General features: G+C 72.3%; 20 protein-coding genes. 10 read left to right on the top strand and 10 right to left on the bottom strand.

Translation table 11 applies throughout. From position 1 onward, the window contains the following. Window positions 1-2 precede the first annotated feature (2 nt). Window positions 3-230: a hypothetical protein gene (locus tag FK530_RS05910; RefSeq protein WP_146486085.1), complete on the top strand. Its 228-nt coding sequence runs from the start codon at window positions 3-5 to the stop codon at window positions 228-230. Window position 231: 1 nt separating this feature from the next. On the opposite strand, the gene FK530_RS05915 is transcribed toward FK530_RS05910, so the two are convergent. Then, the gene (locus FK530_RS05915) at window positions 232-1,137 is read right to left on the bottom strand and encodes an NAD(P)-dependent oxidoreductase (protein ID WP_146486086.1); all 906 of its coding nucleotides are present in this window, start codon (window positions 1,135-1,137) and stop codon (window positions 232-234) included. A gap of 56 nt (window positions 1,138-1,193) precedes the next feature. Here FK530_RS05915 and FK530_RS05920 point away from each other — a divergent pair, with 56 nt between their 5' ends. Together FK530_RS05920 and FK530_RS05925 are read left to right on the top strand one after the other, a co-directional pair. Next, window positions 1,194-2,249, top strand: a complete 1,056-nt coding sequence (locus tag FK530_RS05920) for a D-2-hydroxyacid dehydrogenase (RefSeq protein WP_146486087.1) — start codon at window positions 1,194-1,196, stop codon at window positions 2,247-2,249. Continuing rightward, complete coding sequence (locus FK530_RS05925; protein ID WP_146486088.1) at window positions 2,249-3,040, top strand: IclR family transcriptional regulator; 792 nt, start codon at window positions 2,249-2,251, stop codon at window positions 3,038-3,040. Before FK530_RS05920 ends, FK530_RS05925 begins: the two co-directional genes overlap by 1 nt. Before the next feature lie 3 nt (window positions 3,041-3,043). On the opposite strand, the gene pgi is transcribed toward FK530_RS05925, so the two are convergent. Beyond that, a complete protein-coding gene (gene pgi / locus FK530_RS05930) occupies window positions 3,044-4,702 on the bottom strand; it encodes a glucose-6-phosphate isomerase (protein WP_146486089.1) in 1,659 nt (552 codons plus the stop codon). Window positions 4,703-4,814: 112 nt separating this feature from the next. Between pgi and FK530_RS05935 the strand changes: the two genes are divergently transcribed. Together FK530_RS05935 and FK530_RS05940 are read left to right on the top strand one after the other, a co-directional pair. Then, window positions 4,815-6,278, top strand: a complete 1,464-nt coding sequence (locus tag FK530_RS05935; protein WP_146486090.1) for an NAD-dependent succinate-semialdehyde dehydrogenase — start codon at window positions 4,815-4,817, stop codon at window positions 6,276-6,278. A 71-nt stretch (window positions 6,279-6,349) separates the two neighbouring features. Then, entirely contained in the window at window positions 6,350-7,789 is a 1,440-nt protein-coding gene (locus FK530_RS05940; RefSeq protein ID WP_410468437.1) for a sulfatase family protein, read from the top strand. Between the two features lie 68 nt (window positions 7,790-7,857). On the opposite strand, the gene FK530_RS05945 is transcribed toward FK530_RS05940, so the two are convergent. From FK530_RS05945 to FK530_RS05965, 5 genes are all read right to left on the bottom strand, one after another. Beyond that, a complete protein-coding gene (locus FK530_RS05945) occupies window positions 7,858-8,802 on the bottom strand; it encodes a formylglycine-generating enzyme family protein (protein WP_146486091.1) in 945 nt (314 codons plus the stop codon). Between the two features lie 55 nt (window positions 8,803-8,857). Next, window positions 8,858-10,747: an adenylyl-sulfate kinase gene (cysC, locus tag FK530_RS05950; RefSeq protein ID WP_146486092.1), complete on the bottom strand. Its 1,890-nt coding sequence runs from the start codon at window positions 10,745-10,747 to the stop codon at window positions 8,858-8,860. Then, entirely contained in the window at window positions 10,747-11,688 is a 942-nt protein-coding gene (cysD, locus tag FK530_RS05955; protein WP_146486093.1) for a sulfate adenylyltransferase subunit CysD, read from the bottom strand. The genes cysC and cysD overlap by 1 nt, the downstream gene beginning before the upstream one ends. Further along, window positions 11,685-12,482 carry a trehalose 2-sulfotransferase gene (stf0, locus tag FK530_RS05960; RefSeq protein ID WP_146486094.1) on the bottom strand — a complete coding sequence of 266 codons (798 nt, stop codon included), beginning with the start codon at window positions 12,480-12,482 and terminating at the stop codon, window positions 11,685-11,687. Before stf0 ends, cysD begins: the two co-directional genes overlap by 4 nt. Window positions 12,483-12,576: 94 nt before the next feature. After that, window positions 12,577-13,251 (bottom strand): TetR/AcrR family transcriptional regulator, encoded by a 675-nt coding sequence (locus FK530_RS05965; protein ID WP_231706513.1) that lies wholly within the window; start codon window positions 13,249-13,251, stop codon window positions 12,577-12,579. Between the two features lie 76 nt (window positions 13,252-13,327). Here FK530_RS05965 and FK530_RS05970 point away from each other — a divergent pair, with 76 nt between their 5' ends. Continuing rightward, window positions 13,328-14,458, top strand: a complete 1,131-nt coding sequence (locus tag FK530_RS05970; RefSeq protein WP_146486095.1) for an FAD-dependent oxidoreductase — start codon at window positions 13,328-13,330, stop codon at window positions 14,456-14,458. A gap of 15 nt (window positions 14,459-14,473) precedes the next feature. Here the strand turns inward: FK530_RS05970 and FK530_RS05975 are convergent, their stop codons facing one another. Next, window positions 14,474-14,758, bottom strand: coding sequence for a chorismate mutase (locus FK530_RS05975; RefSeq protein WP_146486096.1), 285 nt, complete (start codon window positions 14,756-14,758; stop codon window positions 14,474-14,476). 43 nt (window positions 14,759-14,801) lie between these two features. Between FK530_RS05975 and FK530_RS05980 the strand changes: the two genes are divergently transcribed. The 4 genes from FK530_RS05980 (at window position 14,802) to pcrA (ending at window position 23,319) form a co-directional block, all read left to right on the top strand. Continuing rightward, window positions 14,802-16,625 carry a hypothetical protein gene (locus FK530_RS05980; RefSeq protein WP_146486097.1) on the top strand — a complete coding sequence of 608 codons (1,824 nt, stop codon included), beginning with the start codon at window positions 14,802-14,804 and terminating at the stop codon, window positions 16,623-16,625. A 194-nt stretch (window positions 16,626-16,819) separates the two neighbouring features. Beyond that, window positions 16,820-18,634, top strand: coding sequence for a hypothetical protein (locus FK530_RS05985; RefSeq protein ID WP_146486098.1), 1,815 nt, complete (start codon window positions 16,820-16,822; stop codon window positions 18,632-18,634). A gap of 261 nt (window positions 18,635-18,895) precedes the next feature. Beyond that, the gene (locus FK530_RS05990) at window positions 18,896-20,737 is read left to right on the top strand and encodes a hypothetical protein (protein WP_146486099.1); all 1,842 of its coding nucleotides are present in this window, start codon (window positions 18,896-18,898) and stop codon (window positions 20,735-20,737) included. 152 nt (window positions 20,738-20,889) lie between these two features. Beyond that, window positions 20,890-23,319: a DNA helicase PcrA gene (gene pcrA / locus FK530_RS05995; RefSeq protein ID WP_146486100.1), complete on the top strand. Its 2,430-nt coding sequence runs from the start codon at window positions 20,890-20,892 to the stop codon at window positions 23,317-23,319. 76 nt (window positions 23,320-23,395) lie between these two features. On the opposite strand, the gene FK530_RS06000 is transcribed toward pcrA, so the two are convergent. After that, window positions 23,396-24,403: a M23 family metallopeptidase gene (locus FK530_RS06000; RefSeq protein WP_146486101.1), complete on the bottom strand. Its 1,008-nt coding sequence runs from the start codon at window positions 24,401-24,403 to the stop codon at window positions 23,396-23,398. A gap of 199 nt (window positions 24,404-24,602) precedes the next feature. Continuing rightward, on the bottom strand, window positions 24,603-25,901 hold the full coding sequence (locus FK530_RS06005) for an ABC transporter ATP-binding protein (RefSeq protein ID WP_146486102.1): 1,299 nt from the start codon (window positions 25,899-25,901) through the stop codon (window positions 24,603-24,605). Window positions 25,902-25,928 lie beyond the last annotated feature (27 nt).

Here is a 25,928-nt window from a genome sequence, read left to right on the forward strand (position 1 = left end):
AAATGCGCACATTCATCAAGACGGCCACGATCGCCTCCGCAGCCGGGATCGCCCTCATCCTTGCGGCGGCGCCCGCCCACGCCGATCCGGACATCAGCGACTACGCCCGCGGCAGCATCGGCGAGAGCTGCGCGGGCTACAAGGTCGGCAAGCTGGCACTCGACCGCGGCCAGGGCTTCGTGCTCAGCTGCAACGCCAACGGCACCTGGCAGATCCCCAAGGAGCCGTGAGCTAGAGCTTCTCGGCGCCCGGCTTCCGCTCGGCGATGAACCGCCGCGTGACGGCCATGTCGCGCTCGCCCAGCCCGGCGTCGACGATCTCCTGGAACTCCGTCAACAGCGCGGGGAGCAGTGCCGCCTCCGTGCCGGTGGCGGCCGCGACCTCCGCACCCGATTTCAGGTCCTTGAGCAGGTACTTCGCCATCCCCGACGGGGCGTCGTCGCCGGTGACCAGCTTCTCCTTGCGCGTCTCCAGCAGCCGCGAGGCGGCGTAGCCCCCGCCGAGCAGGTCCCACATCGTGCCCAGGTCGATGCCGGACCGGTCCGCCAGCACCGTCGCCTCGCCCAGGGCGGCGATCGTCGCGGCGACCACGAGCTGGTTGCAGGCCTTGGCGACCTGCCCCGCCCCGAGCGGTCCGAGCCGCACCGGGGTGCCGCACGGCGCGAGGACCGTCGCGGCCAGGGCGCAGTCCTCCTCGGTGCCGCCCATCATGATCGACAGCGTGCCGGCGACCGCGCCGTCCTCGCCGCCCGAGACGGGCGCGTCGACGACGCGGACCCGGCCGCCGGTCTCGCGGTCGAGGCGCTCGGCCAGAGCTCGGACTCCCGGCGCGGACGACGTGGAGCCGATGAGCAGCAGCAGCGGGCGCTCGCCCGCGAGCAGACCCTCCGCGAGGACCTGTTCCACCTCGGGCAGGTCTGGCAGCATGAGGAGCACCACGTCGGCGACCGCCGCGAGCGCGGCGGCGTCCGCGTGCTGGACGGCGCCGTCGGCGACGAGGTCGGGGCGCGGGCGCCGCGCGGTGATGTGCACGGTCCCGTGCGCGCGGGCCAGGTGCCGCGCCATGGGGGCGCCCATCGCGCCCAGTCCGATCACGCCGATCGTCGCCCCGCCCGCGGGGCCCAGAGCCTCACTCATCCGTCCAGCCTAGCGAATACCGTTCGGTATGTTGGCCGATTGTCTACACTCGGCGCATGACCTCGACCCCGCTCCGCGCCGCCCTCGCCGTCGACCTGCCCGAGGACGACTGCCTGCTCATCGAGCGGCTCGAACCCCGCGTCGAGCTGCTGCGCGACCATTCGCTCAACCGCCCCGCCCGGTGGGACGCCGACTGGGAGGGCGACCCCGCGTTCACCCGCACGCCCGAACAGGAGGCCGCGTTCGCCGCCCTCCTCGAGGGCGCCGACGCCCTGTTCGGCATCCCCGACGTGGATCCCGCACGACTCGCCGCCACCGTCCGCGCCAACCCGTCCCTGCGCTGGGTGCACGCGACCGCGGCCGGCGGCGGCGCCCAGGTGCGCGCGGCCGGCCTGACCGCGGCCGAGTTGGAGCGCGTCGCCTTCACCACCAGCGCGGGCGTACACGGCTCCACCCTCGCCGAGTTCGCCCTGTTCGGGATCCTCGCGGGCGCCAAGGAACTGCGTCGCCTCGAGGCCGATCAGGCCGCGCGGCACTGGCCCGCCGAGCGCTGGTCCATGCGCCACCTCGACGAGATGACCGTGCTGATCGTGGGTCTCGGCGGCATCGGTGCCGCGACCGCCGCGCGGTTCAAGGCCTGCGGATCGACGGTCTGGGGCACCTCGCGCAGCGGCCGCCCCGTGGACGGCGTCGACCGCGTGATCCCGCTCGACGATCTCGCCGCCGCCGCGGCGCAGGCCGACGCCATCGTCGTCACCCTGCCCGGCACGGCCGCCACCGAGAAGCTCATCGGCGCCGACCTCCTCGCCGGCCTGCGCCCCGGCACCCTGCTCGCCAACGTGGGCCGCGGCACCGTCATCGACGAGGATGCGCTGCTCACTGCCCTCGACGACGGGCGGGTCGGCTTCGCGGCCCTCGACGTCTTCGCCACCGAGCCGCTGCCGCAGGAGAGCCCGCTGTGGGGTCATCCGAAGGTGCTCGCCAGTCCGCACACGGCGGCGCTGAGCCGGCAGGAGGGCACCCGCATCGCCCGCCTCTTCGCCCGCAACGCCACCGCCCTGCTCGACGGTGCGCCGATGGCGAACGTCGTCGACACGGTGGAGTTCTACTGATGCCCGACGAGACGCGCGCCCCCGCGCCCGCGGTCACCCGCGCCATCGGGATCCTCGCCCTGCTCGCGGAGTCGGAGAGCCCCGCCCTGAGCCTGAGCGACCTGGCCCGCGGCCTCGGCATCGCCAAGTCCTCGTGCGCCAACCTCTGCCAGGCCCTCGAGGACGGCGACATGATCCGCCGCGTGCCCGGCGGCTTCTCCCTGGGCCGGCGCACCGCGGAGATCGGCGGCGCGTACGCGCTGCAGTTCAACCAGGTCCGCGAGTTCTTCCCCGTCATCTCCGCGTCGCCCGTGCTGCGCCGCGAGCTGGTCCAGATCGCGATGCTCGACGGTGCCCAGGCCCTCTACCTGGCGCGGCACGAGGGGCGCGTGCCCTACCGGTTCGGCACCCCGCTCGGTTCCCGGCTCCCCGCGGTCTTCACCGCCACCGGCCACGCCCTCCTCGCCGGCCTGCCCGACGACGAGCTCGACGCGACCCTCGCGGACGCGGTGCCCGCACGCAGCGCCGTCGACGGCAGCGAGGTCACCGACGCCGCGATCCGCGCCGAGCTGGCGCGCGTGCGCGAGCGCGGCTACGCCCTGGACCCCGGCCACGGCACCCTCGGCGTCACGGGCATCGCGGTCGCACTGCCCGCGTGGGCGCCGGGCGACCCGCCGCTGGGTCTCGGCGTCGCCATCCCGTCCGAGCAGGTCGACGAGGCGCGGGTCGCGACCGTCGCCGGGGCGCTCGCCGATGCCGCCGCGCGGCTCACCAACCCCTGGCGCGAGCGGGCGGCGACGGAGCGCCCCTGAGCGCTAGACGGCCCGGCCGCGCTGGGTGCGGTACCAGCGCACCTGGGCGTCGGTCGACGAGTCGAGGTCCGCGGTGGGGGCCGCGGCGTCCGCGATGACGGGGAGCAGCTCGCCCGCCTGCACCTTGCCCAGTTCGACGCCCCACTGGTCGAAGGCGTTGATGCCCCAGACCGCGGCCTCGGTGAAGACCTGGTGCTCGTAGAGCGCGATGAGCTGGCCCACGACCGACGGCGTGAGCTTCGGCGCGAGGATCGTGGTGGTGGGGCGATCGCCCGGCATCACCTTGTGCGGCACGACCTTCGGATCGGTCCCCTCGGCGGCGATCTCATCGGCGGTCTTGCCGAAGGCGAGCACCTTGGTCTGCGCGAACAGGTTGCTCATGAGCAGGTCCTGCATGGTGCCGACGCCGTCGGTGGTGGGCAGGTCGTCGGTCGATTCCGCGAAGCCCAGGAAGTCCGCCGGCACGAGCCGCGTGCCCTGGTGCAGTAGCTGGAAGAAGGCGTGCTGCCCGTTGGTGCCGGGCTCGCCCCAGAAGATCTCGCCGGTGTCCGCGGTGACGGGCGTCCCGTCGATCCGCACGGACTTGCCGTTGGACTCCATGGTGAGCTGCTGCAGGTAGGCGGGGAAGCGCGCCAGATCCTGCGCGTAGGGGAGCACGGCGCGGGACTGCGCGCCGAAGAAGTCCGAGTACCAGAGGCCGATGAGGCCCAACATGATCGGCGCGTTCTCCGCGACCGGCGCGGACGCGAAGTGCTCGTCGACGGCGCGGAAACCGGCGAGGAACTCGCCGAACCGCTCGGGTCCCACGGCGATCATCACCGACAGCCCGATCGCCGAGTCCACCGAGTAGCGGCCGCCCACCCAGTCCCAGAAGCCGAACATGTTCGCGGTGTCGATGCCGAAGGCCGCGACCCGGTCGGCGTTGGTCGAGACGGCGACGAAGTGCTTGGCGACCGCCTCCTCGCCGGTCCCCAGGCCGTCGAGCAGCCAGCGCTTGGCGGCGTGCGCGTTGGTCAGCGTCTCCTGCGTGCCGAAGGTCTTCGACGCGACGATGAACAGCGTCGTCGCGGGGTTCAGGTGCGCCAGGGTCGCCGTCACGTCCGCCGGGTCGACGTTGGAGACGAAGTGGCAGGTGATGCCGCGCTGCACGTACGCGCGCAGCGCCTTGTAGACCATCGCGGGCCCCAGATCGCTGCCGCCGATGCCGATGTTCACGACGTCGGTGATCGGCTCGCCGGTCGCGCCGCGCCAGCGCCGCGAGCGCACCTCCTCGCTGAAGGCGCCCATCTTCTCCAGCACGTCGTGCACGTCGCCGGTCACGTCCTGCCCGTCCACCCGCAGGTCCCGGCTCGACGGTGCGCGCAACGCGGTGTGCAGGACGGCGCGGTCCTCGGTGGCGTTGATGTGCTCGCCCGCGAGCATGGCGTCCCGGCGGGCGGCGACGCCGGCCTCGTCGGCGAGCGCCGCCAGCAGGCCCAGCGTCTCGCGGGTGACGCGGTGCTTGGAGTAGTCGATGTAGAGATCGCCGACCCGGAAGACGAGCTCCGAGCCGCGCTGCGGATCGGCGGCGAACAGCTCCCGCAGGGAGGTGTCGGCGATCGCGCGGTGATGGTCGACGAGGTTCCGCCAGGCGGTGGACGCGGTGATGTCGCTGTCGCTCATGGCGTCAGCCTAGTGTCCGGTCCGCCTCCCGCGGGCGGTTCGCGCACGACGTCACAGTGGGGCCGCGGACAACGCGCTGCGCGCACGCGCGGCCCGGAGCTAGGGTGGCGGTATGGCAACCGAGCAGCGCATCCGTGACCTCCTCGACCGCATCCCCACCGGGATCTTCGTGAACGGGGCATTCCGCGATTCGAGTTCGGGCACAACCTTTCCGGTGCACGACCCCGCCACCGAGGAGGTGCTGGTCGAGGTCGCCGACGCGACGCCGGAGGACGGGGCCGCGGCCCTGGACGCGGCCGTCGCCGCGGGGCCGGCGTGGGCCGCGACGCCCGCCCGCGAGCGCGCCGAGATCCTGCGCGCCGCCTACGAGGGGCTCGTGGCGCGCACCGACGACTTCGCCCTGTTGATGACCCTCGAGATGGGCAAGGCGCTGCCGGAATCGGCGAACGAGGTCAAGTACGGCGCCGAGTTCTTCCGCTGGTTCTCCGAGGAGGCCGTCCGGATCGCCGGCCGGTACACGCCCGCGCCCGCCGGCACTGGCCGGATCCTGGTGAGCAAGGCCCCCGTCGGGCCGTGCCTGGCGATCACGCCCTGGAACTTCCCGCTCGCGATGGGCACCCGCAAGATCGGCCCCGCGCTGGCCGCCGGCGCGACGATGCTGGTCAAGCCCGCCGGCCTGACCCCGCTGACGATGCTGCTGCTCGCCGAGGTGCTGCGCGACGCGGGCGTGCCGGACGGCGTGATCTCCGTGCTGCCCACCTCGAAGTCCGGGGCGCTGACGGGGCCGCTGCTCGAGGACCGGCGGCTGCGCAAGCTCACCTTCACCGGGTCGACGGAGGTCGGTGCCGCGCTCGTCGCCCAGTCGGCGCCCGGCATCCTGCGCACGTCGATGGAGCTCGGCGGCAACGCGCCGTTCGTGGTCTTCGACGACGCCGACGTCGATCACGCCGTCGCGCAGGCGCTGCTCGCCAAGCTGCGCAACGGGGGCGAGGCGTGCACCGCGGCGAACCGCTTCCACGTGCACGAGTCGGTGATCGAGGAGTTCACCGCCAAGCTCGTCGACGGCATGGCGAAGTACGTGCTGGGACCCGGGGTGCAGGAGGGCGTCACGATCGGTCCGCTGGTCTCCGCGGACCAGCAGGCCACCGTCTCCGAGCTGGTGCAGGACGCGGTCGCCAAGGGCGCCACGCTGCGGCTCGGCGGCGTCGCGCCCGAGGGGCCCGGCCACTTCTTCCCGCCGACGGTGCTCGCCGACGTCCCCGCCGACGCGCGGATCCTCACCGAGGAGGTCTTCGGCCCCGTTGCGCCCGTCGTCCCGTTCGCCGACGAGGACGCGGGTGTCGCGGCCGCGAACGCCACTGAGTACGGCCTGGCGGCGTACATCTTCACGAAGGACCTGGATCGCGCGCTGCGCGTGGCCGACCGGATCGAGTCGGGCATGGTGGGCGTGAACCGCGGCGTGATCTCCGATCCCGCCGGCCCGTTCGGCGGCGTCAAGGCCTCCGGTTTCGGCCGCGAGGGCGGCAGCGAGGGCATCGAGGAGTACCTGGAGACCCGCTACATCGCATTGCAGTGACGGGCGTCACTCTCGGCTCATCGTGAGTGCAAACCTCGCAGGAGCACGGTGGGTTGTGGCAACGTCGAGGTGTGGTGGATACGCAGGCGGATACCGGCACCCGGGAGAACGTGATCCTGGTGCTCTGGCACGACCTCGGGCGGCACCTCACCTGTTACGGCGCCGAGGGCGTGGTCAGCCCGAACCTCGACCGCCTCGCCGCCGAGGGCATCCGCTTCACCGACGCCCACGCCACCGCCCCGCTCTGCTCGCCTGCCCGCGGCTCGCTCTTCACGGGACTGCACCCGCACCGCAACGGCCTCGTCGGGCTGGCGCACCACGGTTTCGAGTACCGCGACCACGTGCGCACCCTGCCCGCGCTGCTCGGCGCGGCGGGCTACCGCAGCGCCCTGTTCGGGATGCAGCACGAGAGCGCCGACCCGACCCGCCTCGGCTTCGACACCGTTGACGTCTCGGACTCGCTGTGCGACTACGTCGTCGCGCAGTCGCAGGCCTGGCTGGCGGACCACGTGGACGGCGGCGCGGCGAAGCCCTTCTTCCTGACCGCCGGCTTCTTCGAGACGCACCGCCCGTACCCGGCGGACCAGTACGCGCCCGCCGATCCCGCCGCGATCGGCGTCCCCGGTTTCCTTCCCGACACCCCGCAGGTGCGGGACGACCTGGCGGGGCTGCACGGCAGCATCACGCAGGCCGACGCCGCGGTCGGGCGCCTGCTCGACACCGTCGACGAGCTGGGGCTGGCCGAGACCACGTGGATCCTGTTCATCACCGATCACGGCCTGGCCTTCCCGCGGGCCAAGTCCACGCTCTACGGCGAGGGCACCGGCGTCGCCTTCATCGCGCGTCCCCCGCGGTCCCTCGGCCTCGCGCCCCGGGTCTACGACGACCTGTTCTCGGGCGTGGACCTGACGCCGACGGTGCTCGACCTGCTCGGCCTGCCACTGCCGGAGGACGTCGACGGCGAGACCCACGCCGCGGAACTGCTCGAGCCGACGGGCGAGCAGGTGCGCGCCGGCCTGTTCACGCAGAAGACCTATCACGACGCCTACGACCCGATCCGCGCCGTGCGCACCAAGCAGTTCAGCTACATCGAGAACTACGCGGACCGGCCCGCGCTGCTGCTGCCGCTGGACATCGCGGACAGCTCGTCCGCGTCCTCGCTCGATCCGTACGAGACGGCCGCGCCCCGTCCCCGGCGCGAGCTGTACGACCTCGTCGTGGACCCCTACGAGCGGCACAACGTGATCGACGAGCCCGCCTACCGGTGGGTCGCCCGCCGGCTCGCCGGCGTACTGGCGTCGTGGCGCGAGGAGACGGGCGACGTCCTGCCGTCCGAGGCCGAGGGGACCGCGATCGCCGAGTCCTTCATGGCCGCCTTCTTCGCGGGCAGGGCCGAGCCCGACGCCGACGAGACGCCGCTGCCCTCGCGTCGACCGCAGGGGGCTCGCCGCGAGCTGGCCGCCCACGAGTCGGCCGAGCCCGCCCCCGATTCACACGCCGTGAACGCCTGATCGACACGCGCACCCGCTGGAATTCGGGCGGTGATACGGACACGCCGCGCTTCCGGTGGAGATCGGACCTACGCAATCACGACGTCGGAATCGGACACGGTGCGGAATCCGATGTTGCCGGCGGAGGAGGACGGGGTGGTGTGGCTCCGGGCCGCCACGCGGTAGCGGTAGCAGTAGGAGTCGTGGCACAGGTGGCTGCCGCCGCGGAGGACGCGGGCGGTCCCGCGGTCGGGTCCGTGCGGCGCGCGCTCGGGTGACCTTCGGTAGTAGTGGGCGGAATACCGGTCGGCGCACCACTCCCAGACGTTGCCCACGGCCTGGTACAGGCCGTAGCCGTTGGGCGCGTACGAGCGCGCCGCGACGGTCCCGACGGCACCGTCGGGCTGCGGGAACGCACCGACGAAGATGTTGCAGTCCCGGCCCGGCACCGGGTGCTCGTCGCCCCAGGGGTACCGCGCGCCGGCCAGGCCGCCGCGCGCCGCGTACTCCCACTGCGCCTCCGTCGGTAGCGCCCGGCCCGTCCAGGCGCAGTAGGCCAGCGCATCCGCGTGCGAGACGTGCACGACGGGATGGTCCTCGTGGGCGACGGTGCCCGGCCCGCCCGGCGCACGGAAGGTCGCGTCCGGCACCGTCAGCCACCACGGCGTGCCCGGGACGGGAAGGCCGACCGGCGGTGCGGATTCGGCCCGCTCGCCGTGCTCCCGGTGCCGGGCCGCGCTCGCGTGGAAGACGGCCGACGAGCCGTAGCGCTCGGCGTCGGTGACGTACCCGGTGGCGTCGGCGAAGGCCGCGAACGCGGCGACGGTCACCGTCGTCGCGTCGATCGTGAAGCCCGGTAGCGCGACCCGGTGCACGGGTAGCTCGCCGTCGGCGCGGTAGCCGTCGCCGTGCGCGTCGCCCATCGCGAACGCGCCGGCGGGGATCCGGGCCTGCGCGATCGGGTGCGCGCCGCCGCCCGGTACCGCACCGGTGTGCGGCGGCAGGTCCGGCCCCTCGGGCGTGCAGCAGCTCACTCCTGCAGTATCCGCGGCCACGGGACCGGTCGCCCGGGCGCCGCGCGCACCGTCGTCATTCGCCCACTACTCCCCGCTCAGTGAGCAGCGCGATCACCCGCTGCGCCAGCTCGTCGGTGTCGGCGCCGGTGGTGTCGAAGCGCAGGTCGGGATCCTCGGGCTTCTCGTAGGGTCCGTCCACGCCCGTCAGGCCCCGCAGTTCGCCGCGGTCCGCCCGGGCGTACAGCCCCTTCGGATCCCGCTTGCGGCACTCGGAGACGGGCGTGGAGACGTGCACCTCCAGGAAGTCGATCTCGGCCGCCAGGTTCAACTCCCGCGCGATCTCCCGGTCCGAGCGCAGCGGCGAGACCAGGGACGCGATGGCGATCACCCCGGCGTCCGCGAAGAGCCGTGTCAGGTGCCCCACCCGGCGGATGTTCTCGGCCCGGTCGCCGGGCGAGAAGCCCAGGTCGTCGGAGATGCCGTGCCGGATGTTGTCGCCGTCGATCAGGTACGCCACCCGACCCCGCGAGACCAGCGCGCGCTCCAGGGCGACCGCCACCGTCGACTTGCCCGAGGCGGGCAGCCCCGTGAACCAGACGGTGGCCCCGCGCTGGCCGGTCTTCGCCCACCGCTCGGGCCGGCCCAGCGAGCTGGGGTGCCAGCGGATGTCGTTGCGGGTCGCCTTGCCCGGGATCACCTCGCGGGCCTCGCTGATCGTGCCCGCACCGACGGTGTCGTTGCTCGCCTCGTCGATGAGGATGAGCGCGCCCGTGTCCCGGTTCTGCACGTACGGATCGGCCACCACGACGGACGAGGTCCGCAGCGTGACGGTGCCGATGTCGTTGAGCGCCAGCTCGCTCGGGCCGACCTGCTCGATCAGCGTCTCCGGGTCCAGGCGCCGTTCCAGCGACTGGACGGTCGCGCGGACCGTCGCCGTGGCGTGCTTGAGCGCGACGCGGTCCCCGGCCCGCAGCGGCTTCTCCGCCAGCCAGCACACCGTGACCTCCAGCTCCCGCGCGTTCACGGGCAGGTGCGCATCGGCGGCGCCGGAGACGAGAACGTCACCGCGGCCCACGTCGATGTCGTCGGCCAGCTCGACGGAGACGGACAGCGGCGCGACCGCCGTGTCCCGATCTTCATCGAGCGTGTCCAGCGCGGTCACCGTGCTCCGGCTGCCCGACGGGAGCACGAGCACCTCGTCGCCCACGGCGAGGGTGCCGGCGGCGATGCGGCCCGCGTAGCGCCGCCGCAGCCGCGCGGTGGGCCGGGAGACCCACTGGACGGGGAGCCGCAGCTCGGTGGCCCGCGCCGACGGCGCCCGCAGCTCGACGCCCTCGAGGTAGTCGAGCAGCGTCGGTCCGCCGTACCAGGGGGTGTGCGCCGAGCGGTGCACGACGTTGTCGCCGAGCTTGGCGGCGAGCGGGATCGCGGGGATCGACTCCAGCCCGAGCTGCGTGGCGAGTTCGGCGAGCTCCGCCTCGACCTCGGTGAATCGGTCCGCGGAGAAGTCGACGAGGTCGATCTTGTTGACCGCGGCGATCACGTGCGGCACGCCGAGCAGTGTCGCGATCCGCGCGTGCCGGCGCGTCTGCCGCAGCACGCCCTTGCGCGCGTCCACCAGCAGGATCGCCACGTGCGCGTTGGAGGCGCCGGTGAACATGTTGCGGGTGTAGCGCTCGTGCCCGGGGGTGTCCGCCAGCACGTAGCTGCGGGATCCGGTGGAGAAGAAGCGGTAGGCGACGTCGATCGTGATGCCCTGCTCGCGCTCGGCGCGCAGGCCGTCGGACAGCGCCGCGAGGTCCACCTCGTCGCCGTCGGTGACGGCGTCCAGGTGGTCCGTGGGCAGGCTGCCGGTGTCGTGCAGCAGGCGGCCGATGAGCGTCGACTTGCCGTCGTCGACGGAGCCCGCGGTCGCGAGCCGCAAGAGCTGTCGGGTGGTCGGTGGTGCCAGTACGTCCGTCATCAGAAGTACCCCTCCTTCTTCCGGTCCTCCATGGCCGCGGCCGACGTGCGGTCGTCGGCGCGGGTCTCGCCCCGCTCCGAGACGGTGGCGGCGGAGATCTCCTCGATCACGGTGGCGATGTCGGTGGCGCGGCTGCGGACCGCGCCGGTGATGGTCAGGTCCCCGACGGTGCGGTACCGGACCCACTCGCGGCGCGCGGTCTCGCCGTCGCGCGGCTGCGTGAACTCGGAGACGGCGAGCAGGATCCCGTCGCGCTCGAAGACCTCCCGCTCGCTCGCGTAGTAGATCGGCGGGAGTTCGAGGGCCTCGAGCTCGATGTAGCGCCAGATGTCGAGCTCGGTCCAGTTGGACAGCGGGAAGACGCGGACCGATTCGCCGCGCCGGATGCGGCCGTTGTACAGCGACCAGGGCTCGGGGCGCTGGGCCCGCGGGTCCCACTGGCCGAACTCGTTGCGGAAACTGAAGACGCGCTCCTTGGCGCGGGCGCGCTCCTCGTCGCGGCGGGCGCCGCCGAACGCGGCGTCGAAGCGGCCGGCCTCGAGGGCGTCCAGCAGGGTCCGCGTCTGCAACCGGTTGCGCGAGCCGGAGGACTCGGTCGATTCCGCGACGCGCCCCGTGTCGATCGACTCCTGCACCGAGGCGACGATGAGCTCGATGCCGTCGGGGTTCTCGGCGGTCGGCGCCACCCGCCGGTCGCGGAAGTCGATCACCTCCGGGAAGTTGTGCCCCGTGTCCACGTGCAGGATCGGGAAGGGCAGGGGCGCGGGCCGGAAGGCCTTCTCCGCCAGCCGCAGCAGGACGATCGAGTCCTTGCCGCCGGAGAACAGCAGCACGGGCCGTTCCAGTTCGGCCGCGACCTCTCGGATGATGTGGACGGCCTCGGCCTCGAGGACGCGCAGCTCGTCGACGGCGGCGATCGGTTCGGGGGGCACGGTGGTCATAGGGGGTATCCGTTCTCGGCGGCGTCGGCGCGGTAGCGCTCCGCCCACTCCTTGGAGCGGTCGTTGGACTGGGGCTTGAGCGGCGGCGGGGGAGCGAGGCCGGGATCCTGCCCGAGGGCGTCGAGGACCCGCGCGGTGGTCGAGCGGGGATCCGCGATCAGCTCGTGGAAGTCGACCTCGAGCGGAGTGATGCCCTCGAACGCGAACCACGCCCGCCACGACCGCTCCTGCTCGCGCAGGATCCCGGCGAGGTGGGCGATCCCGTCGGCGCGGTACACGGCGCGTTCGTCGCGCTCGCGGTCGTGGTCCGGGTCGTCGCGCCACACGCGGGTCTGGACGGCCCGCCACATGGACACGGCCTGGGCGACCACGTCGGGCCGGTGGACGTGCACGTAGAGCGGGTCGGCACCGTCGAACAGCGAGCGGATCGCGGTGCGCACCGAGCCCGATCCGGTGCGGGTGCGGGTGACGAGGAGGGAGGTCTGATTCCACATCAGCTTCCCGCCCCACACGCCGTTCGGCGTCCGGCCCTCGCGCAGCAGGTCGTCGCGCCACTGCTCGGGTGTGCGGCGGTCGACGGTGCCGGGGTCGACGGGGTCGAGCAGGTCGAGCAGCGAGGGATCGTCGACGCCGGCGAACCACTCGCGCGGCTGCGGCGCGAGCGAGCTGGACGGGTAGTACTGGAAGAACTCCTGCGGCCGGCCGGCGACGCCGGTGGCTGCGAGCGACTCCACGAGGAGGGTGCTCCCGCTGCGCTGGCTGGCGCAGACAAGATAGTCGTCAGGGCTGGGCATGCCCGCTAGTCTGGCGGAGAAAGCCGCTTCGACCTGGGGTTCGACGGCACCGTGAACCTGATCCTTGACGGATCGCAGCTGGTGTGGTGCGCCGTCAGAGGGCCGCGACGCCGGTCAGGAGCAGGTCCAGCCCGGCGAGGAACTGGGCGCGGTCGTCGTGGTGGGCCATCGTGGCGGCGATCCGGTGCAGATACGGGAACTGATCGCGGTCCAGCAGTTCGATGCGTCCGGCGACGGCGCCCAGTAGCTCCTCTCGGCTCGGCCCGCTGCGCGCGAGATCCGACCGGGCGTTGGCCGCGTTCTGCGCCGCGGCGCCGAGCACGTACCCGACGATCGCGGTGGCGGCGTCGAACAGCGCCGCCTCCGGCGTCCCCATCGCGAGGACGGCGCCGCCGATCCGCTCGCTGAGGAGCAGGTTCGCGGGCCGGCCCGGATCGGCCATCACCTGCGCGGCGAGCCAGGGGTGCGCGTCGATCGTGTCGAACAGCGTCAGTGCGAGCGCGCGGATCGTCTCCCGGGGGGCGTCGCCGGTCCCGCCGGTCCCGCCGGGCGCGGCGAGGATCGGCCCCAGGACGGCGTCGGTCGCGGCGGCGAGGAGCTCGTCCTTGCCGGCGACATGGTGGTAGATCGCGCCGCTCCCGGTGCTCAGGGAGGTCGCGAGGGCGCGGAAGGTCAGCGCGTCGGGGCCGTCGGCGTCGAGGATCTCGATCGCCGCGGCGACGATGCGCTCTCTGGTGAGGGCGTCGGTGCGGCGGCTGCGGGGTGGCACGCCTCCATCTTGACACGAGTGGAACGATGTTCCAAACTTGGTTGGAACGTTGTTCCATAGGTGAGAGGAGATCATCATGGGGACACCCATCGCCATCATCGGGGCCGGACTCGGCGGCCTCGCGCTGGCCCGCGTGCTGCACGTCCACGGCATCGACGCCGTGATCTACGAGGCGGAGCCGACGCCCATGTCACGCACCCAGGGCGGCCAGCTCGACATCCATGAGGCCGACGGGCAGGCCGCGATCGAAGCGGCCGGGCTCACCGCACAGTTCCGTGCGCTGATCCACGAGGGCGGCGAGGCGACCCGCGCCCTCGGCCGCGACGGCACCGTCCTGCTCGACCTCCCGGACGACGGGGACGGCGGCCGACCCGAGGTGCTCCGCGGCGAGCTGCGGCGCCTCCTCATCGACGCGCTGCCCCCGGAGGTCATCCGCTGGGGCGCCAAGGTCACGGCGGTCCGCGCGCTCGGCGGCGGGCGACACGAGCTGACCTTCGCCGACGGGACCGCCGTCGCGACCGGCCTGCTCGTCGGGGCCGACGGTGCCTGGTCCAAGGTGCGCGCCCTCGTGACCGACGCGAAGCCCGCCTACTACGGCACCACCTACGTGGAGACCTACCTCCACGACGTCCCGCGCCGGCATCCGGGCATCGCCGAGCTCGTGGGGGAGGGCGCGATGTTCGCGCTCGCGCCCGGCCGCGGGATCAGTACCCACGCCGAGGCCGGCGACATCGTCCACACGTACGCGCAACTGCACGTCGACGAGGGCTGGGCCGACGGGATCGACTGGTCGGCACCGACGGCCGCCGACCACGTGATCGCGGAGTACCCGGGCTGGTCGGGCGAACTGCTCCGCCTCATCGGGGAATCCGATACGCCGCTCGTGCCGCGGCGGCTGTACACGCTGCCCGTCGGCCTGCGCTGGGAGCACGTCCCCGGCGTCACGCTGGTCGGCGATGCCGCGCACGTCAGCCCGCCGGCCGGCGAGGGCGCCAACATCGCGCTGTTCGACGGTGCCGAGCTCGCCCGGCACCTCGTCGAGAATCCCGGCGACCCCGAGACGGCGCTCGCCGCCTACGAGCGCGAGATGTTCACCCGCGCCGAGGAGTCCGCCGCGTCCGCGGACGAGATGGCGACCATGATGCTGGGCGACGACGCGCCGAACGCCCTCGTCGAGTTCTTCGCGGGGATGCCGGACCGCGGCTGACCGCGGACCGTCGGGCTAGCGGCCCAGCGGGCCCCGTCCCAGGCGGAGGAGGAGCATCGCGAGGGTGTGGCCCTCGCGGCCGAGCTCGGAGAACCGCTCGAGCACCTTCATCTCGCGCGAGTGCACCAGGCGCGTGCCGCCCGAGGCCATGCGCGTGCGGCCGATGATCCGCGAGACCTCGCTGCGGCGCTTGATCGCGGCCAGGATCTCGGCGTCGAGGCGGTCGATCTCCTCGCGGAGGGCCTGGATCTCCTCGTCGGCGAGCGGCGTCTCGGCGCCGGTGTCGTCCGGTGTGCTCATGGCTTCAAGTTTTCCACAGCCGCGGGCTCTACCATCGAGCACCGTGCTCCGTAGGTCCCGACTCCCCGCTCCGCGGCGACAGCTGTGGATCGGCGCGGCGGTACTCATCGCTCTGCAGCTCGTCGTTCGCGGCTACGTGCTGGCGCGCGGGGGCTTCTACTGGGACGACGTCGCCTTCATCGGCCGCGCATCGCGGCCGCTCACGGACCTGGGCGCCTGGTTCGTCGACTACGACGGCCACTTCATGCCCGGCACGCTGTTCGCGGCGGCCGCGATCACGAAGGTCGCGCCGCTGAGCTGGCCGGCCGCGGCGTTCTCGGTTCTGCTCCTGCAGCTGCTGGCGTCGCTGCTCACGCTGCGGGCGCTGGTGGTGATCGCCGGGCGGCGCCCTGTGGTGCTGATGCCCTTCGTCTTCGTCCTGTTCAGCCCGCTCACTCTCACGGCGATGGCGTGGTGGGCCTCCGGGCTCAACGCGCTGCCGCTGCAGATCGGGCTGGCGGTCGTCGTGGCGGAGACGGTGCGCTTCGTGCGCGGCCGTCGGCGATCCGGCGTCTACGCGGTCCTCGCGCTGCTCGCCTCGTTGTTCTTCTTCGAGAAGGCGCTGGTCATCCCGTTCGTCGCGCTCGCGACGGCGTGCCTGCTGCCCTACCTGCGGGGACGGCCCCGCCCGGTCCGCTCGGTGCTGCGGCGCGGGCGGTGGCTCTGGGCGGCGTTCGCGGTGGTGGTGTTCGCCTGGCTGGTGCTGTGGCTGACGGTCACGGCGTCGCGGCCGGGGACGCACACCGCCTCTTTCACGGCCCGGACACTGTGGCGGTCGGTGAACGCGGTCCTCGCGCCCGCGGCCGTCGGCGGGCCGTGGACCTGGACCCGCACCAACCCCGGACCGCCGCTGGTGGTGACCGCTGTCGCGCTCACCGTCGTGGGGCTCCTGGCGATCGCGGTGATCCTCGCGGTCACCCGGGTGCGGGCGCCGCGCGGTCTCGCCGCCTGGGGCGCCGCGGGGCTGTACTTCCTGGGCGTCTCCTCGACGGTGTTCTTCCTGCGCAGCTCCGAGTTCACGTCGCCGCTGCTGCCCCTGTCGCTGCGCTACTTCGCCGACTTCGCGGGGGTGCTGAGCCTCGCCGGCGCGCTCGTGCTGCGGTGTGAAACCGGCCGATTCCGGGGCGACGGGGCCGGATCCGGCCGCGTGAGGTCGAAGGTCGCCGGATTCACGAGCGATCGGCGGCTGTGGGTCGCGGTGGTGATCGCCTTCGCCGTGAGCGGCTCGGTCTCGGCGGTCCGGTTCGCGCCCGTCTGGCACGACAACCCGACGGGCCCCTACCTGCAGAACCTGCGCGCCGGCGCCGCTGAGTACGCCGGCCGCGAGATGATCGATCAGGAGGTCGACGGCGACGTCCTGAGCCGCCTGTCCGGCCCGTACAACCGGTTCTCGCGCATCCTCGCGACGCAGCCGGCGCACCCGCGCTTCGCCGAGTACGCGGGGGAGGCCACCGTCGCCGACCGGTCCGGGCGGTTCCAGCCCGGCCGGGTCACGCGCGTGCGCAGCCTCCCACTCGGCCCGTTCCCGTGCGGAACCCGCGTCGACGACGGTGCGGCCGCGGTCCTCTCGTACGAGGGGCCACTCGCGTTCTGGGACTGGGTCGTCGAGTTCAACTACCTCGCGTCGTCCGACGGAGTCGTCGTGCTGCAGCAGCAGCGCGGCGCCACGCCCGTCCGGGTCCCGGTGCGCAAGGGCGCGCACACGGTCTACGCGCGGGTGACCGGGACGGGCGACGGCCTCATAGCGCGGGCGGAGACGCCGGGGCTCGTCGCGTGCGTGGGCAGTGGGCCCGTCGGGCTGTTGGTCCCGGCGTCGGCGTCCCGCTGACCGATCCCGCCTTCGGGCCTGCGCGCCCGCCTGACCTGCAGTTCACCCTCGCCGCGGACCGATTGTGCGACACATCAACGCCGAACGTCGCAGAGTTCCGTCGAATCGGACGTAAATCCACACCGTGGGTTGTATGGTGCCCTGGTCCGATCGTTGGTGATCGGCATCACTCGAGCCGAAGGGTGCTTGCCTCCATGTATGCCGCTGTCCGTCGTTCCGTCCCGCGCCGCTACGCCGGCGCCTCCCTCGCCCTGGTGACCGCGGCCGCGATCGCCGTCGCGCCGATCACCGCCTCCGTCGGCGCCGTGACCGCGCCCGCGTCCACCGTCCTCGTGAACCCCGCGAAGCTCGTGAATCTGCAGACGCAGGTCGCGGGCTCCGTGGCCGGGTTGCTGCCGCGCGCCGTGGGACCCGCGGCGGCCGGTGCATCGACCGCGGCCGCAGTCCCGACCTGGGGCTGGGGCGACGTGACCTTCCTCGCTCAGACCCTGCAGGACGCACTGAAGGCGACCTTCGAGTCCGCGTCGGGTACCGGCGACTACGCCGGCGCCGGCTTCCCGAAGGCGCTGCAGACCGCGCTCGACGCGATCAAGAACGGCAGCCTGTCCGGCGCGTACAGCCCGATCGGCAGCCAGATCGAGTCGACGCTGTTCATCGGCCTGATGAGCGCGCTGTTCCCGATCGCCGACCGGTTCAACCCCAAGCTGGGCAAGCTCGGGGCCGCGCTCGATGCCGCGCTCAACGACGGCAGCATGATCGCCCTCGGGCAGGCGGCGCTCGGACTTCCGCTGCGCCTCCCGACCGAGCTGCTCAAGGCGGGCGAGGCCATCGCGAAGGCGATCATGACCGGCGACGTCACGAAGGTGGGCGCGGCCGTCGGTGCCGGCGTCAACAACGTGGGCACGTTCCTCGAGGCCTATGTCACGAACTCCGCGACCGGCCTCATCCCGAACCTGGTGAAGGTCGGCAGCACGCTGCTCGGCGCCGTGATCCCGTCGCTGCCCGCTTCGTCGCCGGCGAAGGCCGACGCGCTCGCGGCGCAGGCCGCGGTCGCGTCCGCCCCCGCGCTCGGGATGCCGGACTTCACGACGCTGTTCGAGGCGTGGAAGGCCGGTTTCGAGATGTTCGCCTCGTCGTGGAAGGGCGACCAGTGGACGCCCGGCGTCGTGGGAACGATCACGGATGCCGTGGCCAAGCTCACCAAGGGGGATCCCGCCGGTGCGATCGGCGAGGTCGCCGACAAGGCCAAGGCGCTGTCGATCATCGTCCTCCTGGGCGGAATCATGCCGATCACCGATCTCGTGAACCCCTACCTCGGTCCGATCGGCGTCGGTCTCACGAACTCCCAGGCCGACGTCATCGGACTCGGAAACTCCGCTCTGGCGGTGCTTTTCGACACGCCGGGCAAGGTCGTGTCGATCGGCCAGAACCTGGTGACCGCGCTGCTCTCCGGTGATCCCGCCAAGGCGCTCACCGGGCTCACGACGGACATCGGCGCGCTGACCACGTTCCTCAACGACCGCCTGTTCGTCGCCAAGGACAACCCGTTCGACAACGCGGTCTTCCCGGGGCTCGCGAACATCGGCAAGAACATCTTCGACGCCTTCAAGCCGGCGAAGGACGCCGCGAAGCCGGCGGCGGACGTTGCGACCGCTGCGTCGCCCGCGACGTCGGAGGTCTCCACCGCCGTGGTGGCGACGCCCGACGTGCCCTCGTCCACCGGCGGCACGACCGTCGAGACGCAGGTGATCACCGCGCCCGCCGAGAAGGCCGATGAGGGCGCGGCGCCGGCGGCGCCGGCGGAGAAGCCGGCCGAGCCCGCTGTGGAACCGTCCGCTCCGGTCGAGCCTGCGGCACCCGCCGAGCCGACCGCGGAGGCTCCCGCGGAGACCGTCGCCGAGGCGCCGTCCGGGTCCGGCGGGACCACGCCGGCCGACGATGCCACGGAGGCCGGGACCGACGGCACCGCATCCGACACCGCGTCCGGTGCGGAGGCGTCCGCGGCCTGACGTCGCCCATGCACGGCTCCCCAGCGGAGACCGCGCGGAACCACCGGCCGCGCGGACCGCTGGGGAGCTGTTCTCCTTCCTGCGGCCGAATACTGCCGTGACCTGCGGTATTCAGAAACGTGCAGACTGCATTGAGACAAATAGACGTGTGCTGTCGCAAAGCTTCTTCGAAAGTGATCCGAATGCCCACGGCGTGGGCGTATGTTCCGTTCGTCCGGTTCGTGTGTGACCCGGCTCACTCCAGTTGAAGGGTGTCTCTCCATGCTCGCTGCAGACCTTCGGTCCTCCCACCGTCGCTACGCCGCGCCCGCGGTCGCCATGGCCGCCGCCGCGGCCGTCGCCGTCGCCCCCGTGGCCACGTCCATGGGTGCGGTCGCCGCCCCGTCGCTCCCCCCGATCGTCCAGGACATCGGCGGCGCCGCCGGTGCCGTCGCGAACTGGGCGACGGCGATGGGGCTGAAGTTCGTCACCGATCCGGTGACCGGCCTGACCAAGCTGGTGCAGGACCAGCTCGGCAACGCCGGCGTGCTCGCCGGTGCTGCCGGTGACGCCGGTAAGGCCTTCTTCACGTATCTCGAGGACAATCTGCTGGCGAACCTCGAGAAGATCCAGGCCGACCTCGCCGCGGGGAAGGTGGGCGACGCGTGGACGACTCTCGCCACCACGATCACCGGCGCGATCCTCACGCCGGCGATCGGGCTCCTCCCGGTGATGGACCACTTCGGTGAGCAGCTCGGACCGATCGGCGACGGGCTGAAGGCGGCACTGCTCCCGCTCATCGGCCTCGCCCTCGGCCCCCTCCAGGCCGGCGTCGAGGTGCCGGCCCTCCTCGCCGACGGCGTGACCGCCGCACTCAAGGCGCTGAGTACAGGCGGCCCCGCCGCGGCGTTGACCTCCCTGTTCTCCACCGCCTCCGCGGTGAACGGGAAGGCGATCGAGGCGCTGTTCGGCGAGTACGGTGCGATCCCCAGCCTGGTCAACCTGATCCCGACGATCCTCGGCGGGATCGCCGACTCCGACTGGGCGAACGCGGGTCCGTTCACCCTGCCGACCGGGAACGCGGTGACCTTCACCGCCGCGTCGGCGTCCGCCCTCGCGGCCTCGCCGACCGCGCTGCCGGACTTCGGCGCCATCGGCGGGATCTGGACGGACACGCTGACCCGCATCGCGACCGGCCTGACCGGCCCCGACGGCCTGCCGAGGATCGTCAGCACGCTGCTCAGCGGTATCCCGGCCGGCAAGTGGACGGATTCCTACCAGATCATCCACGGGATCCTGGCCGCGCCGCTGCTCGAACTGGGCGGCGCGGTGCTGCAGACCGGGGACAAGCTCAACCCGTTCCTGGGTCCGCTCGGTCAGGGGCTCGACGGTGCCGCCGAACCGCTGCTGTACCTGACGCTGGGGCTCTACAACGCCACGCGGATGCTCCCGTCGGCGGCACTCACCGGCCTCGAGAACGTGGTGAAGGCGCTCGCGACCGGTGATCCCGTCGCCGCGATCAACGCCGCCGTGGCCGGCATCGGGGAGACGCTCAAGGCGGGCAACGACGCACTGTTCTCGGACAACCCGTTCACCATCGGATTGCTGCCGGGCCTCCTCGGCGTCGGCACCGGCTTCCTCGACGGCCTGACCGGGAAGGCATCGGGGCAGGCGGGCGTGGCGCTCGCCGACTCCTCGGCGAAGACCGCCGCCGGATCGGTCAGCGAGACCGTGACGACCGAGACCTCGGCCGACGGTGCGCCCGCGTCGTCCACGGGAGCGACCTCGCCGTCCACCGAGACCTCGCCCGCGGAGGTGCCCGCCACAGGCACGCCCGCCACGGGCACGCCCGCGACCGGCGCACCGGAGACCGGAACTCCGGCGACCGAAGCGCCCGCGACCGGGACGCCTGACACGGACACGCCCGCGACCGGAACGCCTGCCACGGAAACGCCCGCCACGGAGGCTCCGGCCACCGGGACCCCGGCCGACGACGAGGCTCCTGCCGCGGAGACGCCCGCGGAGACGGCCGCGGAGAAGGCCACTACCGGCGAGGCCGCCGGTGGTGAAGCCGCGGAGAGCGCGGACTCCGCCGCCGCGGACAGCGAGGCCGCTGCCGCCTGACGCGGCACGCGTTCGAAGCGTTCTGCGAGACCCCGGCTCGGGGACCTCGCAGAACGCTTCGAACGTTTCGCCGCTCTCGCGCCGGGGCACCGGACACAGCGCCTCCGGGCCTGCGGAAACCTGTCGGTCACCCCGGCTAGGCTGGACGGGAGATGAGTAACCCAGCACCGCAGCAGTCCGGACTCCGCCAGCGCCAGCCCTTCTCCCGCGAGAAAGCGCAGGTGGAGAGGCAGGAACGCGGTCAGGAGTTGCTGGAGGGGCTCAACCCGCAGCAGCGCGCGGCGGTCCTGCACGAGGGCTCGCCGCTGCTCATCGTCGCGGGCGCGGGCTCGGGGAAGACGGCGGTGCTCACGCGGCGGATCGCCTATCTGCTGGCCGCCCGGAACATGCATCCCGGCCAGATCCTCGCGATCACGTTCACCAACAAGGCCGCCGCGGAGATGCGCGAGCGCGTCGCCGGCATCATCGGCAACCGCGCGAAGATCATGTGGGTCTCCACGTTCCACTCCACCTGCGTGCGCATCCTCCGCGCCCAGGCCGGCCTGCTGCCGGGCATGAACTCGAACTTCTCCATCTACGACGCGGACGACTCCCGCCGCCTGCTCACCATGATCGTCAAGGACATGGGGCTGGACGCGAAGAAGTTCGCGCCGCGCGCGCTCGCCACCCACATCAGCAACCTCAAGAACGAGCTCATCGACCCGGAGCAGGCCTCGGCGGACGCGGCGAAGACCGGCGAGCCCTTCGCGGTCACCGTCGCGGAGGTCTACGGCACCTACCAGTCCCGCCTGCGCGGGGCCAACGCCTTCGACTTCGACGATCTCATCGGGGAGACGGTGGCGCTGCTGCAGTCGCACCCCAACGTCGCGCAGTACTACCGCCGCCGGTTCCGGCACGTGATGGTCGACGAGTACCAGGACACCAACCACGCGCAGTACGTTCTCGTCCGCGAGTTGGTCGGCCTGGAGACCGATGCGGACGGCGTCGAACCCAGCGAGCTGTGCGTGGTGGGCGACGCGGACCAGTCGATCTACGCCTTCCGCGGCGCCACGATCCGCAACATCGAGGAGTTCGAGCGGGACTTCCCCAACGCGGAGACCATCCTGCTGGAGCAGAACTACCGCTCCACCCAGACCATCCTCTCGGCGGCCAACGCGGTCATCTCCCGCAACGCCGGCCGGCGCGAGAAGAAGCTCTGGACCGACCAGGGCGACGGTGACCTCATCACCGGCTACGTCGCCGACAACGAGCACGACGAGGCGAGCTTCGTGGTCTCGGAGATCGACGCGCTGGCCGACAAGGGCGTCAAGTACAGCGATGTGGCGGTCTTCTACCGCACCAATACCGCGGCGCGCGTGCTGGAGGAGGTCTTCATCCGCCACGGCGTGCCCTACAAGGTGGTCGGCGGCGTCCGCTTCTACGAGCGCAAGGAGGTGCGGGACCTGGTCGCGTACCTGCGCGCCATCGACAACCCGAACGACACCGTCAGCCTGCAGCGCATCGTCAACACGCCGCGTCGCGGCATCGGCGATCGCGCCCAGGCCTGCCTCACGGTGCACGCCGAGAACCGCGGGGGCACGTTCGCCAGCGCCATCGAGGACGCGGTCGACGGTTCCGTCGCGATGCTGAATCCGCGCTCGCGCAACGCGATCGCCACCTTCGCCGGCCTCATGGCCGACCTGCGCCGCACCGCGGCGGACGACGAGCTGGATCTCGGCGACCTGCTCGACGCGGTCGTCGAGAAGACGGGGTACCGGGCGGAGCTCGAGGGCTCGTCGGACCCGCAGGACGGCGCGCGCCTCGAGAACATCGAGGAGTTGATCAGCGTCGCGCGGGAGTTCTCCGCGCAGGACTTCACCGACGTGGTGGTCGATGAGGGCGCGCCCGAGCCGGGCTCCCTGGCCGCCTTCCTCGAGCGGGTCTCGCTGGTCGCGGACGCGGATCAGGTGCCCGACAGCGAGGCGGGCGTGGTCACGATGATGACCCTGCACACCGCGAAGGGACTCGAGTTCCCCGTGGTCTTCGTGACCGGCTGGGAGGACGGGCAGTTCCCACACATGCGTGCCCTGGGCGACGAGTCCGAGCTCGCGGAGGAGCGGCGCCTCGCCTACGTCGGCATCACCCGAGCCCGTGAGCGGCTGTACGTCAGCCGCGCGATGATCCGCTCCACCTGGGGCGATCCGATGCAGAACCCGGAGTCGCGGTTCCTCGCGGAGATCCCGCAGCACCTCGTCGACTGGCGCCGGCTGGAGCCGCAGCGCAGCCAGTTCGGGGGCTCGCGCGGCGTCTTCGGGCAGGACCGCTCGTCCTGGGGGCAGAACGGCGGCGGCCAGTACGGCGGCCGGGGCCGGTCGTCGGGGTCCGACGGTGGCTGGACCCCCAAGCGCGCGCCCAAGACCTCACGGCGGGCCAACAAGCTCACCCTCGCGGTCGGCGACCGCGTCTCGCACGACTCGTTCGGGCTGGGGACGGTCACCGCGATCACCGGCGCCGGGCCGATGGAGCGGGCGACCTTCGATTTCGGCTCGTCGGGCACCGTCACCCTGATGACCTTCGGCGGCCTGCCGATGGAGAAGCTCTAGGCCCGCGGCCGGCAGGTCCGGATACGCGAAAGGCGCCCCGGTGATCCGGGGCGCCCTTCGGTGTGTCTCGGTGGAGCTAGACGCGGATGCCGCGCTCGGCCAGCCAGGCCTGCGGGTCGAGCTTCGCGCCGCCGACGCCGTGGACCTCGAAGTGCAGGTGCGGGCCGGTGGAGTAGCCGTTGTTGCCGACCCAGCTGATCAGGTCGCCGGCCTTGACCGTCTGCCCGGCCTGGACGTTGACGTTGTACATGTGGCCGTAGACCAGCACGGTGCCGTCCGACAGGCGGATCTTGATCCAGATGCCGAAGCCCGAGGCGGGGCCGGCGTCGGTGACCACGCCGTCGGCGGCCGCGAACAGCGGGGTACCGAGCGGGGCGGCGAGGTCGAGGCCGCCGTGCATGGCGCCCCAACGGGTGCCGAAGTTCGAGGTGAGGGTGGCGCCGTTCACGGGGGCGGTCACCTTCGGGCGCATCGAGTCGATGATGCGCTTGTCGTCCGCGTCCTTGCGCGCCTTACCCCCGGCGAGCCCGGCGGAGAACTGCTCGGTGTCCTGGGCGGCGGGCAGGGGCGCCTGGCGGCCGGCGTTGAACTCGGGGCCGGACGGCGGGACGATGGGCTGCTGCGAGGCCGACGGGGCGTCGCTGCCGGCGGCGTTGACCACGGCGGCACCGGCGACGCTGGCGCCCGCGGCGAGCGCGAGCAGGGCGGCGCGGCCCTTGAGCGCGTGCGGTGCGGTCGGAACGCGGTGCTTACCGCCCTTACGGACGGGCGTCGGGATGAGCTCGGGAGCGGCCTCCGGCGCGCCGAGGAGTGCGGTCTCCTCGAGCTCGTCCAGGTCGGTCTCGTCGAACTCGGTGTCCCCGGTGAAGAGGACCTCGGGGATCATGAGGTCCTGGGTGACCTCGGAGCTGGAGGGGCGGTAGACCAGCGCGGTGTCGTCCGGCGCGTCGGTCCAGGTCTCGGTATAGGCCTCTTCGAGGCGGGTCTCGAGCTCATCCAGCGGGATGATCGCGGTGATCGACTCATCATCGAGGACCTGTGTGCCGCCCTGCCAGCGCACGTGGTTCTCGCGACTCCGTGTCATATCTCGCCTACTCCAACCGTAAAAACCGCACTTCGGACCACTCCCGGTGATCCGACGATGTCCTCATCGTGACCGCTTCGTGATCCGCGTCCCGTCGACGATAACGAAATGATTGCGGCGAGACAACCTCTAGGGGGGCGGTTCGGATGATTGTGTGCTTGGTCACAATGCGATCACAAACAGGCGAATCACGATCGTGTCATTGCTGGTAGAGGCGGATCCGATCGTCGTCGGCGTCGTAGTCGTACAGTTCGCCGTATCGACCCCAGTCGATCGCCAGCCGCATCTGTCGTTCGGCGTCCTCCCGCCCGAAACCGCGCCGCAGCAGGTCCACGAAGAAGCCGAGCCGGGCGGCCCCGTCGGTGGACGCGCGCAGGGTCCGCAGGACGGTGCGGACCAGCGGGGCACGGGACGCGGCCTGGCGCGCGAAGACCTCTTTCGCGTCGCCGAGCGGAACCGTGACGAAGGTGCGGCCCTCCTCCGTCAGGGTGATCTCGTTCCCGGCCCCGTCGACCAGGCCCAGCATCGCCGCGGCGTCGACCAGCGGCATGATGTCGTCGACCTCGAAGTTGAGGTCCGCCGCGAGGTCTGGGAGGTCCGCGGGAGCGCCGTGCGCCGATACCAGCTCCACCAGTCCGGCGATCCCGTCGACGGTCGCGTCCGGCAGCGGACGGCTCACCGGCGTCGCCTCGACGGGGTCCGGCTCGTGCTCGATGTCGGCGGCGCGGCCCGTCAGCGCGCCGTACAGCTCGTCGACGATCGCCTCGAACGCCGGCGCCGTCCGCGACCGCGGCCGCGGGAGGTCGATCCGGGTCTCGTGGACGATGCGGCCCGGCTTGGCGCCGAGCACCACGACGCGGTCGGCGAGCAGCACCGCCTCCTCGATGTTGTGGGTGACGATGCAGACACTGCGGGTCGGGAATTCCGCGCGGCCCCAGAGCTCCGCCAACTCGCCGCGCAGGTTCTCGGCCGTCAGCACGTCCAGCGCGGAGAAGGGCTCGTCCATCAGCAGGAGGTCCGGCTCGAGCACGAGCGCACGGGCGAAGCCGACGCGCTGGCGCATCCCGCCCGACAGCTCACGCGGGTAGGCCGACTCGAAGCCGTCGAGCCCGATGGTGTCGATGGCCTTCAGGGCGCGGGCGCGCCGCTCGGCGCGGGGCACGTTCCGGGCCGTCAGGCCCAGCTCGACGTTGTCCTGGACGGTCAGCCAGGGCATGAGTGCGAAGGACTGGAAGACCATCGCGGCGGCGGGGTTGGGGCCGGACAGTGGCGCACCGTCGGACTCGACGGTGCCGGACGTCGCCGGGATGAGCCCCGCCATGATCCGCAGGAGGGTGGACTTGCCCGATCCGGACCGTCCGAGCAGCGCGACGATCTCGCCCGGCTCGACCGTGAGGTCGATGCCGTCGAGCACCGTCAGGGTGTCGCCGTGGGCGCCCTCGAAGCTCTTGGTGAGCCCTTGCAGGCGGATCAGCGGGGTGGCGAGGGTGGTGGTCATGGAACTGCTCCTAGTAATAAGGGGTCG

The organism is Tsukamurella conjunctivitidis, assembly GCF_007858475.1.
Taxonomy (GTDB): domain Bacteria; phylum Actinomycetota; class Actinomycetes; order Mycobacteriales; family Mycobacteriaceae; genus Tsukamurella; species Tsukamurella conjunctivitidis.

Excerpts from the sequence above, each read along its gene's own strand:
- FK530_RS05935 (WP_146486090.1), top strand. The coding sequence starts at position 4,815 with ATGGCAACCGAGCAGCGCATCCGTGACCTCCTCGACCGCATCCCCACC.
- FK530_RS05910 (WP_146486085.1), top strand. The coding sequence starts at position 3 with ATGCGCACATTCATCAAGACGGCCACGATCGCCTCCGCAGCCGGGATC.
- cysD (WP_146486093.1), bottom strand. The coding sequence starts at position 11,688 with ATGACCACCGTGCCCCCCGAACCGATCGCCGCCGTCGACGAGCTGCGC.
- pcrA (WP_146486100.1), top strand. The coding sequence starts at position 20,890 with ATGAGTAACCCAGCACCGCAGCAGTCCGGACTCCGCCAGCGCCAGCCC.
- stf0 (WP_146486094.1), bottom strand. The coding sequence starts at position 12,482 with ATGCCCAGCCCTGACGACTATCTTGTCTGCGCCAGCCAGCGCAGCGGG.
- cysC (WP_146486092.1), bottom strand. The coding sequence starts at position 10,747 with ATGACGGACGTACTGGCACCACCGACCACCCGACAGCTCTTGCGGCTC.
- FK530_RS05920 (WP_146486087.1), top strand. The coding sequence starts at position 1,194 with ATGACCTCGACCCCGCTCCGCGCCGCCCTCGCCGTCGACCTGCCCGAG.
- FK530_RS05975 (WP_146486096.1), bottom strand. The coding sequence starts at position 14,758 with ATGAGCACACCGGACGACACCGGCGCCGAGACGCCGCTCGCCGACGAG.
- FK530_RS06005 (WP_146486102.1), bottom strand. The coding sequence starts at position 25,901 with ATGACCACCACCCTCGCCACCCCGCTGATCCGCCTGCAAGGGCTCACC.
- FK530_RS05985 (WP_146486098.1), top strand. The coding sequence starts at position 16,820 with ATGTATGCCGCTGTCCGTCGTTCCGTCCCGCGCCGCTACGCCGGCGCC.
- pgi (WP_146486089.1), bottom strand. The coding sequence starts at position 4,702 with ATGAGCGACAGCGACATCACCGCGTCCACCGCCTGGCGGAACCTCGTC.
- FK530_RS05990 (WP_146486099.1), top strand. The coding sequence starts at position 18,896 with ATGCTCGCTGCAGACCTTCGGTCCTCCCACCGTCGCTACGCCGCGCCC.
- FK530_RS05915 (WP_146486086.1), bottom strand. The coding sequence starts at position 1,137 with ATGAGTGAGGCTCTGGGCCCCGCGGGCGGGGCGACGATCGGCGTGATC.
- FK530_RS05925 (WP_146486088.1), top strand. The coding sequence starts at position 2,249 with ATGCCCGACGAGACGCGCGCCCCCGCGCCCGCGGTCACCCGCGCCATC.
- FK530_RS06000 (WP_146486101.1), bottom strand. The coding sequence starts at position 24,403 with ATGACACGGAGTCGCGAGAACCACGTGCGCTGGCAGGGCGGCACACAG.
- FK530_RS05970 (WP_146486095.1), top strand. The coding sequence starts at position 13,328 with ATGGGGACACCCATCGCCATCATCGGGGCCGGACTCGGCGGCCTCGCG.